We start from the raw sequence: 10,570 nt of genomic DNA on the forward strand, positions 1-10,570 counted from the left end.
GATAGTAAGCAGAGAAACTTAGTCTATTCGAGATTCTGCTTTCCCAAGAAAACAAGTATTTTATGTGCGACGGTCGACAAATTTCTATCGCGCCATCCAATGCCGTAATCAAGATGTGAAAAACCGTCGCCGTCGCGCACTTCTAGCACAGTTACCTGCTCAAGGATCGTACCTGGAAAAAATGCGAGCCAGCCAGCCGGCATGAGCGTAATACCATGTCCGTTAATGACGAGAGCGATCGTCCGCAGACTTATGATTTCTTCCCTACACACTGTTGGTAGAAAGCCAGCAATGCTTGCTTTGCGTTTTAACAGTGTAGACATGTCCTCTCCTGTATCATCGTTACCGAAGACAAAAGTTTCTTCCCGTAAATCGCTCCAACATGTCGTGACAGACGAAGCAAGAGGATGGTTTGTCGGTGTCACAGCGACAATTCGATCGCTCCACAGTGGTAAGGTAGCTGCGCAAGATTCGTTCAGCGGAAGGGCTATAATTACTAAATCAACGATACCGTCGAAAAGAGCCGAAATTACATCTCTCTTGGATACGTCACGATATATAAACGAAATACCGGGATAAAGAATTCTATACGGTTCGATGAAGGCCGACACCCGTCCTGGCGGTACATTACTTTGTATTCCTATTGATACGATACCGCTTTCACCCAAGGCGCATCTCCGAGTATATTCATAAAGAGCATTTGTGTCGTGCAACAGAGCCTCAGCTTGTCGGAGGAATGCTTCGCCGACTGGCGTAGGCGTTGTGCCAGATGATGTCCTGCGGAAAAGCTGAATTCCGACGCGCTCCTCAAGTAGCCGAAGTGAACGACTGACTGCGGACTGTTTGGAATTTAGAGCGCGTGCCGCGCCATGGATGCTTCCTTGAAGAGCAATTGCGCATACGCATTGCAGTTCCCGTAGATCAAGAGGAGGGTGTCTTACCATTCCATTTCTTTCCTCTCATACAAATTAAAATTCGACAGTTTGTAGTGTGAGTGTTGTAACGCACAATAATATAATTTATGTATACATGAAAAATATAATGTAATATTTATATATGTCTTATATACCACAATTAATACCTAGATATATTTATTCGCATCTATAGATATGCGCGCATGACTCTAGTTTGTAGGCAGAGATAAGATTGTCGGGTCCATTCTCCCAGCAACGGCAACAATTGCAATAACAGCAATAGAAAGTGCAATTTCGGCTATTGTTCCGCGTTGAAGATATTTAAGGCTAACCGTAATGTTTCTTTTCTGGCGTAGATTTTTCACGTATACATAGCGGTTGACGCAGGCGATACAGACCATACCGCTCGTTAATCCCAGCTTGAGAATGAGTAGTGTAGAATAGACAGTGACATGCTTCGGCCATCCCCCCAGGATATTCAGGCCGAGTCCAGAGCCGGTAAGCAGGACCAGAAGCACCGCGATATGCCCCGCAGCCGAGTACCGTGCTAACGCCACTTGCATGGAGCAATCCCACTTCTTTTTTCGTGTATCACTGACAAGCATGGCAACGGGGATGAGGCCCCCGCACCAGAAACTACCTGCAAGCAAATGCACGGCCTGGAAGAACATCGCGCCCACACCGATCATGCGCACGTGACCTGTCAAGGCTGTCGCCGTCAGAAGCACGCATGCGGGTATGACCGACAGGACCGCGCCGCATTTACGCCAAGTTAGAAGTAGAAGACAGACGCCAGCTACGGCCTGAATGATCCATGCCTGTCCAATGGTGGTGTCAACAAGCACGGCTTTGCTTAAAGTCGGCGAGAAGGCATCCTGCCATCCATCTCCGACCTCGGAGACTTCGGCTGGCAGTGTTGCAACGACGATTACCGTCGTAAAAACGCTCCCCCATGCCCAAAACTTTCCCAGGCGGGCAGAGAGTGCGTTTCCGAGTTTGCGCGGAGCCAGCCACCCTGCAAAAAGCAGGCTACCTGTAAGAAAGAGCGCCAGGCTGTCTCGTGCGGCGCGACATAGGATCAGGAAAGCATCCGGTGTCATCGGTTAGTAACTGTGAACCCGTAGACGCCATGAGTCTTGTGTCCATCGACGGCAAGGGCGTGCCAGGTTACGGAATATCGTCCAGGCACGAGGTCAATTTTGAGCGGGATCGTCAGAGTCTTGCCGTCATCCGACAGGGAAACGTTTCCTGTTTCTATAACATTACCCTTGGGGCCAGTGACAACGACGCCGGTGAGCTTGACAACTACTGCTTCAGTAAAGCCTAGCGTCAGGCTCTGCGGCGCCGTTCCCGTGCTATCCGCAGCGGGTATTTCGGCGTTCAGGTGGGCATGTGCATAGGCAGGGTCCGCCATCTGCAGAACGAAGTTCCCTGCGAGACACATAGAGGCAACGATTTTACGGATAGAAGTCATGTTTACTTTCCTTGCTTGGTGTGAATTACAGCAGAAAGACAAATATTTTCAGAGAAAAAAGTCTCTTATTGACCAACGAAAAGGATACCTTCGACGCAGCTATGCTGTTGAAAACAGAATAGTATTGAAAGCTTTCGTCATGCGTTGCTCAAGCTCATCAATGTCTTTTTTAGAAATAATGAGAGGTGGTGCTAAAATTATGCTATCGTGTGAGATGCTTATCAGGACGCCGTGTTCCATACATGCTTTCACAACTGACCGTTTGATGTCTCTCTTCTCATCATTTCGGAAATCAAGCTCCCTGTAGCTACGGAATCCGACTTCAATCGCGCTTAATAATCCGATTGTCCGTGTGGATCGGACCAGTTCGTGTGCCGCAAGTTTCGAAATCATCTTTATCCAATGTTCTGAAATATCCCGCACATGATCTACTATTCTTTCATCCTCATAGATTTTTAGCGTTTCAAGGGCGACGGCAGCGGCAACAGGATGTGCGTGATATGTGCCGCCATGATGAAACCCATGGTGCATAATCGAGCAGTCCACCAATGCGGAGTGAAAATCATCATTCATGACGACCGCCGAAATCGGTTGATAGGCCGCTGAAAGCCCCTTCGATGCGACGAGGCAGTCGGGCGTCTGGTTGACGGTCTGGCTTCCCCACATCTTTCCGGTTCGACCGAAGCCCGTCACGATTTCATCGAAATAAAGAGGAATATCGCGCATCGACAAGACGTTGCGTATTGCTTCAAAATATCCTTCCGGCGCTGGGTACATGCCGCCAGCAATCGAGACTGGCTCGCAGAGGAAGGCCGCGATATTTTCGGCACCCGTGTGATCTATCAGTTCTGCCAGTTCCAGCGCCAGGCGATGTGCATAATCTTCTTCTGTTTCTCCAGCCAACGCGTCACGTGGCCAGCGGGGTTGCGCAGCATACAGAATATCGTCACCCGTCAGATCGAATGAATTGATAATGCTTTCGATCCCGCCAAGTCTCGTGGCAAATATCGTCGATCCATGGTAGCTCCCCCGACGCGTGATTATTTTATGCCGTTTTGGATTTCGTTGTTTATTGATATACCAAGTCGTTTTAATGAGAGTTTCGATAGCTTCCGATCCGGTTGTGGCGAAAAGAACGTGAGCGTCCGGTATCGGCGCTGCCGCGCTGAGCGCGTCCGCAAGCGCGTGGACGACAGGGACCGTCCGGTTTAGCGCGGTGGGATAGACTGGCAGCTCTCGCATCTGGCGTGTGGCGGCTTCGATCAGGCGTTCATTATGAAAGCCGAGCGTAGCGCAAAACAGTGCCGACACCGCGTCGATATAGTCTTTACCCGAAGAATCGAAGACGAAGACACCAGATCCAGATACCATATCGACGCCTGATGACATGGCGGAGTTGCTAAGATGCGATAAGCCGTACACCAGTCGCGAAGTCATCATTGTGCGCCTTTACCAGAGGGAGAGGCTGAGGGCAGAGCCAAAGGGCAGGTCTTTCCCGGATCTGAGAACGCCGGGTTGGTGAGGAAGCTCTGATCCGTCAGGGAGTTCAGGAAGGCGATCACGTCCGCGATCTCCGCCTCGCTGATATCGAACGGCTCTATGAACTGGTCGCGCAACGGGTTCTCTCCGTGTGGCCCTGTCGCCGACCGACCTCCCTTCGAGTAATGTGCTGCCAGCACGTCGTGCAGCGTGGCGATGGAGCCATCATGCATATAGGGACCCGTCAGAGCGACGTTGCGCAGGCTTTCCGTGCGGAATTTCCCCTCGTCCTCGGCATTGCCTGTCACTGTCCGCAGCCCGTGATCACTGGCAGGATAGGCCCCCTTGCCGTCCTCGTTATACAAGCCGGTATTGTGAAAGCCTGTTTCTGGAAAGGGCATGTTAGCCGCGCGGATATTGTCGGTCAGATTCAGGCCATTATGGCAATGCGAACATTCGAGCTTCTCGCCGAAGAAGAGCGCCTCGCCTCGTTGCGCGGCCGGGGACAGCGCCGTCTTGTCGCCATGCAGCGAGTGGTCGTAGGGACTGTCGAAGGACAGCAGCGTGCGCTCGAAGGATGCAATCGCCTTCGTGACCGTGGAGAGTGTGATCGCGCCCTTCGCCTCGGGGAAGGCGACACGGAACAGGCGCGCATAGCAGGGATCATCCGAGAGCCGGGCGAACAGCGCCTTTTCCTGGCCGCCCATGCCCAGCTCGACCGGTTGGTCGCTGAACATCGGGATCAGCATCTGCTTTTCCAGAGTGGTGAGCTGTGGATTGGCCCAGGTGTAGCTCGGCAGATAGGCTACGTTCGCCAGTGGCATCGGCGTGCGTAGTCCCGGCTCGCCATGCGCGCCTACATGCGTCGGGACACCAGAGGCAAAGCCCAGTTTCTGGAGATGGCACGACGCGCAGGCGAGCGTCCCATTCTCCGATAGCCGTTTGTCATAAAACAGCCGCCGCCCCAGTGCGACCTTCTCTGCCCTCATCGGATTGTCGGACGGGACGACTGGCGCAGGCGCCCAGGAGGGGATGTCCCAATGCCACGTCGTGGGCCGGGTTGCGGCCGATAGAAGCAGCGCCCCCCCACCCAGAAGGGCCATCTGGAGAACTTTGCGAAATAACGTGCGCATCTTATCGACCCCGAAATACCGACTGAGCCGGCGGAGAGGTCTCTGATCCGAATGGCAGGCCGAACTCACGGAACACACCTGCGCAATCCTTGTCGTCCGGTCCAGACATGCAACCTGGCGCACTATTAATCTGGTTGGTGCTGACATTACTCAGAGCGAGCAGTCGACTTATGTCGAGCTTCACGGTCTGATGCGCCGGATCGAACTCCGGCAGCGTGACCGTGACGAGGTTCGGGGCCGTGCACGCGCCCTTCGGCGCCTCGACCGCGCTGGCGGACTCACAGCCGGTGCTCCCGATATGGACAGGGAAGCCGTGCGGTCGCGCTTTGTCGCCAGGCTTCGGAATCATCGTGATGTCGAGCGTGAAAAAACGATATCCTGACTGCCAGGTCCAGAACATGCTCGTCATGTTCAGTGGTGGCTGTGCAATCGTAGGATCGCCGTGATTGGCGGCCATAGGCAGCCCAACGGTGAAGCGCAGGCCGGTGAAATGGCCTTGCGGCCAAACAAAACTGATAGCCGAGTTCGGCGACGGAGTCGTATCGCTGCATGGAATATTGCGATCGATCAGGTCGATCAGCGCTATCCCGTCACGCTGCCAGAGGCCGGACGGCCCTGGCTTGACCAGCACCGCACGGCCGTCCTTCGTGAGCAGCGCCACATCGTGGATGTAGAAGCGTAGATCGTTGATGCGGACCGTATTGTCGCTTGTCCCCACCGGGCTTATGGTTCTAGCACAACTTACCGGCTGGTTTCCGAATGCCGCCTGGAAAGTAAGGCGCCCGAGCTTTGGTGCTGCGTGGGCTTCGTTTGAAGAAAAGGCCGGGAAAATAAATAGACCCATCCCAATGAATAACAAAAAAAAATTTATTCTATACACTGACGGCGCATAGGTCAAATTGCTCACAGTATGCGGCTCCATCCAGGGAATACAGAAATTTTGTTATCAAAAATAAGGAAATACGACGGAATATCATCTTCCGGGCTTAAATCCGCACCAATTTCAATTTCTTGAATTTCTCGTTGCAGATCTACCGCACGGCACTTCCAGCCGACAGTCCAGTTTTGTTTGATACCGCGGTAAATGGCGATGCCTAGTGCTTCTGTGCGATCAGATATGGCCCACCGAGCAGCTGCAGCTCCCGCCAATTCCGATAGAATGATTTCGGAATTAGAACTATTCAGCATCTCATTTTCTTGCAACCAAATGATAACCCAGAGGTGTAATGGCCAACCAAAACAAATTTTTCGCTCAGAACCCCACCTCATAAAGGGCCGAAAAATATTGAATCCGTCTTGATCACCAGAAAAATCCAGTAGGGATGGACATGGATCATAAAGAGCATGCCAATAACCGCGCCACGCAATATCTAATCGCACCAACGCGCGCCTGTTGTCAGAAAACAAAGAAAACTGATCTGGGCGCGACATAAAGTCTATGACATCGATATCACGCAAATATTTTCTATGATTGTTCATTGTATACACTCTGGTTTTTCGATTTCAAGCGAAGGCTGTTTAAATCTTCCACTATAAGGTCGTAATCAAAATTTCCGTCTCGTTCGTAAGTAATTGTAGTATTTTCACGAAAAAACAGATCAGCATAACGATCTATGAAGATCTCCGTTTCTGATGAAATCTGCTCCGAATGTGAATCAATTAAAATATTATTATCGCTTGGTGCTGGAGTGTATCCTGCAACATGATAGTGTAGCGTTTTCGATATTACATTCTTCCAGTCGTCTATGTCTGCGCCCGTATTCCTAGAGGCACAAACAGCATTGGATATATCAAACAACACATTACATTCAGTTTTCTTTGATATATGCTCGAAGAAAGTTGGAGCCTCATAAGAACCGTCGAGCAGTGAAGGATAATTCTCTAAATATAGAGTATGACCAAGCATATCCTGCCATCGCCGAATTTTATCAAAATATATTGACCCTATTGCATAATTTATTTCGGCGAGTTGATAAAAATTAGTTCCGTTATGCTCGAAAAGTGCGATATGATCGGAAATATAAAGTGGCTGAAACGCCTCAGACATTTGCGTTATTCTGCTTGATATATACTTTAATTCTTCCTCACCTCGCTCCAAAAAACGGGATTGCATAATATGGAATGCGACAGGGCAAGGAAATTTCTTTGCAATTTCTGTTGGATTGAGATGTAAAAAATTGTCGATCAGGAGTTCGACGTAATCTATATGTCCCTCGTCAATAAGGGACATAATAGATGAGTAAGATTGGCCGCCAGTGAAATTTATGCCAATAGAACCGTTACACATCGTATACCTCCTAGGGCGAGACTGGCGCGGAAAGGCGCCAGTCTCTGTATTGTTTTAAGCGTTATAACCGCAGACACCCGAACCACACTGCAGTCCGGCCCGGACAGGTACAGAAATTTGTTTGGTTTTAAGTATAGTTATAGTAATAGTCATTTCATACCTCCAGTAACCACAATAGACATTCTATGTGGCGTCTAATTATACATAAAAACAGGAAATAAATCAATGGAATTACGTGTAATAATTTGATTTATTTCAGAATAACCTCCTGGCGATTGTCAAAATCTATATGATAGATCAAAGCGAAAGCTGCGACCTACTTCAGGAAAATCAACGTTTGTGGAAGCCATTTTATACATACTGTATTCCTTGTCGAATAAGTTGGTAACAGCAAAATTAATTCGCCAAGGCTTGCGAGGAGGTGCCCAGGTTGCGAGTATGTCGTGCACCATATAGCCGGGACGCCGACGAATAATAGTTGCATCGTAGTTCTGAGCGTCTACGGCCATGAGGCTGTACATTAAAGTCAGTCCGATGTTCGGAAAACGGTAACGCATATCAGCGGCAACTTTATCTGGAGGCGAGTACAACCCAGCACCGGTCCGAGCGTTTGTGACTCTTATGTGGCTGAAGCTCAGATCAAACCCCCAGTTTCCTATGTCGTAATTACTATGTAGCTCAATACCGTAACGTGTGGCGTGTCCAACGTTCTGATATTGATAAATGGGTCTGTTTTTCCCATATTTTCCATTAAAACGCCCGATAGCAACTTCTTGAATGAGATTGGTTACGTCTTCGTAAAAACCTGTAGCGCGGACGCTCGCACGATCGTGCTCGCTAAACAGTGCGCTCTTTGTATAAGTAAATCCGCCTTCGTATGTTTTGGCAGATTCGGGTTTTAGATTTTTGTTAGAAACAAAATTTGCGAACCATTGATTGCCTGTCAAATCCATGTCGCTTTGCGCTGGGGTGGGAGCATTATAAGCTTTCCCCCAACTGAGATATATCATCCATTCGCGTGTTGGTTGCCACGATAATGTTATTTTTGGAAGAATAGCACCGTTTGAGCTATTTGAGAGACCTTTCCCGTGTTCAGGAAAGGTATTGTATCTATCGTAACGCAAGCTAGGGGAAAGAGTGACATGGTGGCGAAATTTTATTTCATCTTGCCCGTAAACCCCATATACCTGCTGTTGTGCGTTGGGTGTATTTGAACCAGATGTGGTGTACGTATAAAAATCGCGGTAGTAATTTACGCCTCCAGTAAATTTATGTCTTCCAAACAATCCGAAATTACGAAAGTATGATTTTTGTAAGTCGAAACCATAGGTCTCAAGGACAGTGGACCCGCCATTAGAGTCCATGCTGTTCGGCACCTGCTTTGAGGCCATTTTCGTTCTGTAAAGGGTCAGCCTTCCATCTTCCTCGCCTTGCTCGTTACGTGTTGTGAGGTGCAATGTTGACTCGTCCTGTCGGACATTTTGCTCTTGGCAGGTAGAACAGTGGTAAGTGGAAGGACCTTTTTGTGGCACTGAAGATCTATAGTTTTCATCAAGATAAAATTGCTGACCAAAATCTATTCTAATTCGGTCATTGATGTCATATCCAAGTTTAAGTAGTGCGCTGTGGCTTTGCCCGTCATTGGGTGAAAGTCTCTCGCCGCCCCCTAATCGTATCGAGTTGAAGGTTTGCCCAGAATAAGCAAGAAGCGCATCGAACTTGCCCCATTTTCCGTATATTTTTGCTGATCCCTTCCCATTTCCGTTGGCGCTTTGATAGCCGCCATCAATTTCTCCGCCCAAGCCTTGACCCGGTTTCAGAAGGGACTTTGCGTCAATAGTCTTAATTGACATAACTCCGCCGAGACCACCTGTTCCATAAAGAGTGGACGCTGATCCGGCGACAACTTCTACACTCTGGATAAAGGCGGGATCGATATAAAGCGGCGCTTCAATCCCTTGGGAATCCCAATTACGCCGTGCGCCATCGACCATCAAAATGATCTCGCGTCCCGCAAACCCACGGATTTGGGGAACCTGACCTTCCATACGCGCCGTGCCGACCATATCGACATCAGGCAAGCGATTGAGGGCATCTGAAATCGTGGAAGATTGCCTCATTTGGATGTCCTGACGTGTTATCAGGCTGACCGAGGCGGGAACGTCCTGGATCTGCTGTGGCGTTCGCGTGGCTGTGACAACGAGCCGCTCAGCTGCGTTGCTGGATATAGGGACGGCTGCTCCTGTTTTTACGTGAGCGCCGAGTTGTTTTGACGTGTTTCGTGATGACTGTTCCGGAGTTTTTTTAATCGCCGCCTGCCTGGTTGATGCGGCACTCTCACGCTCTTTTCCGGGCAGTTCATTGGCATGCGCCGCGAAGGACGGGATAAGAAAAATTGCGGCGGCAGAAAGTAAGTGCGCGCGGTGGAACGTGTGTGCGCAAACATGTGTCGAAGACATGGAAGCTGATCCTGAGCTGAGAATATCGTTCAGCCAGCAGGACGGTCATTGTCTTTTTCGTCATTAGTTTATGACGTCAGCGACGCACTATGCGTTAAGTGAACGCGTACGGTCGATGAATGACAGCTTAAACGGCCTGCGGGCGCTAGAAGACCGCAGACACAGGGGGGCCACAGGAGAAAGGAACACCAAGTGTGATGACAGGTGGAGCACGGGGGTTAACGATGTTGACGTGGCGTTGCCAACGAATAAACGCCAGTGCCAGCAAGATCACGAGAGCTGTGAACAGGAATACTGGCAGGTGCAGGAGGGGGCATAACGGACAGCTTCCATCGTGATGAGAAGGATGCCCGGACATGTGGTCGTGGTCGCCCTCATTGTCGGCTGACACAGCCTGCGTCACATTGTCCATTGTCATGCCAGGCATATCCGCACAGACGGAGTGCTTATGTGGCGTGTGATAAAGATGTGGAGCGATATCAATGCCTGTCAGGCGCAGGATGGTAGCACGAGGCATTTCTCCCGGCATTGCCTGACTCTGGATCAGGAGTTGCCCCAGAAAGCCCATGAGCGTGAACGCGACCAGAAACCAGCGGCTCAATGAAGAGCGGGGCGCAGGATGTATGGCATGGGCCATCTTTTGAAAACATATGCTCCTGTCACGGTAGACTTTTTATAAAATCCATTATGGTTGCGAGCCTGTCAACCCGATATTGCACACACATGGCAGGCATTCCTACCAGGATGCTTGAAGAGCCCATTTTGGCTTGGCGGCGGCTTTGTTTCGCAAATACGTGGAAGATCGCCGAAGTTCACATCCACGT

Annotated in this window: 11 protein-coding genes and 1 pseudogene; all 12 read right to left on the bottom strand. The window is 50.1% G+C overall.

The window, feature by feature from the left end; genetic code table 11:
* Window positions 1-23: 23 nt before the first annotated feature.
* The 12 genes and pseudogenes from GXY01S_RS17485 to GXY01S_RS19170 all read right to left on the bottom strand — a co-directional run bounded on the left by GXY01S_RS17485 (window position 24) and on the right by GXY01S_RS19170 (window position 10,383).
* A complete protein-coding gene (locus GXY01S_RS17485; RefSeq protein ID WP_228120804.1) occupies window positions 24-668 on the bottom strand; it encodes a LysR family substrate-binding domain-containing protein in 645 nt (214 codons plus the stop codon).
* A gap of 84 nt (window positions 669-752) precedes the next feature.
* Window positions 753-944: pseudogene (locus GXY01S_RS19225) on the bottom strand (LysR family transcriptional regulator); the annotation flags it as partial.
* A 179-nt stretch (window positions 945-1,123) separates the two neighbouring features.
* The gene (locus tag GXY01S_RS15340; protein WP_034931184.1) at window positions 1,124-2,014 is read right to left on the bottom strand and encodes a CopD family protein; all 891 of its coding nucleotides are present in this window, start codon (window positions 2,012-2,014) and stop codon (window positions 1,124-1,126) included.
* Window positions 2,011-2,388: a copper homeostasis periplasmic binding protein CopC gene (gene copC, locus GXY01S_RS15345; RefSeq protein ID WP_010517558.1), complete on the bottom strand. Its 378-nt coding sequence runs from the start codon at window positions 2,386-2,388 to the stop codon at window positions 2,011-2,013. The genes GXY01S_RS15340 and copC overlap by 4 nt, the downstream gene beginning before the upstream one ends.
* Window positions 2,389-2,487: 99 nt before the next feature.
* Entirely contained in the window at window positions 2,488-3,828 is a 1,341-nt protein-coding gene (locus tag GXY01S_RS15350) for an aminotransferase class III-fold pyridoxal phosphate-dependent enzyme (protein WP_061276521.1), read from the bottom strand.
* Window positions 3,825-5,000, bottom strand: a complete 1,176-nt coding sequence (locus GXY01S_RS15355; protein ID WP_143221966.1) for a methanobactin export MATE transporter MbnM — start codon at window positions 4,998-5,000, stop codon at window positions 3,825-3,827. The genes GXY01S_RS15350 and GXY01S_RS15355 overlap by 4 nt, the downstream gene beginning before the upstream one ends.
* A gap of 1 nt (window position 5,001) precedes the next feature.
* Window positions 5,002-5,907 (bottom strand): MbnP family copper-binding protein, encoded by a 906-nt coding sequence (locus GXY01S_RS15360; RefSeq protein ID WP_157132976.1) that lies wholly within the window; start codon window positions 5,905-5,907, stop codon window positions 5,002-5,004.
* Entirely contained in the window at window positions 5,904-6,479 is a 576-nt protein-coding gene (gene mbnC / locus GXY01S_RS17490; protein ID WP_010517452.1) for a methanobactin biosynthesis protein MbnC, read from the bottom strand. Before mbnC ends, GXY01S_RS15360 begins: the two co-directional genes overlap by 4 nt.
* Window positions 6,466-7,287 carry a methanobactin biosynthesis protein MbnB gene (mbnB, locus tag GXY01S_RS17495; protein WP_010517450.1) on the bottom strand — a complete coding sequence of 274 codons (822 nt, stop codon included), beginning with the start codon at window positions 7,285-7,287 and terminating at the stop codon, window positions 6,466-6,468. Before mbnB ends, mbnC begins: the two co-directional genes overlap by 14 nt.
* A gap of 54 nt (window positions 7,288-7,341) precedes the next feature.
* Window positions 7,342-7,440: a methanobactin gene (gene mbnA, locus GXY01S_RS19230; protein WP_082770916.1), complete on the bottom strand. Its 99-nt coding sequence runs from the start codon at window positions 7,438-7,440 to the stop codon at window positions 7,342-7,344.
* A 125-nt stretch (window positions 7,441-7,565) separates the two neighbouring features.
* Window positions 7,566-9,746, bottom strand: coding sequence for a TonB-dependent receptor domain-containing protein (locus GXY01S_RS17505; protein ID WP_082770917.1), 2,181 nt, complete (start codon window positions 9,744-9,746; stop codon window positions 7,566-7,568).
* Between the two features lie 145 nt (window positions 9,747-9,891).
* Window positions 9,892-10,383, bottom strand: coding sequence for a DUF2946 family protein (locus GXY01S_RS19170; RefSeq protein WP_029329788.1), 492 nt, complete (start codon window positions 10,381-10,383; stop codon window positions 9,892-9,894).
* Between the last annotated feature and the right edge of the window lie 187 nt (window positions 10,384-10,570).

The organism is Komagataeibacter xylinus NBRC 15237 (assembly GCF_001571345.1).
In the GTDB taxonomy this organism is placed as follows: domain Bacteria; phylum Pseudomonadota; class Alphaproteobacteria; order Acetobacterales; family Acetobacteraceae; genus Komagataeibacter; species Komagataeibacter xylinus.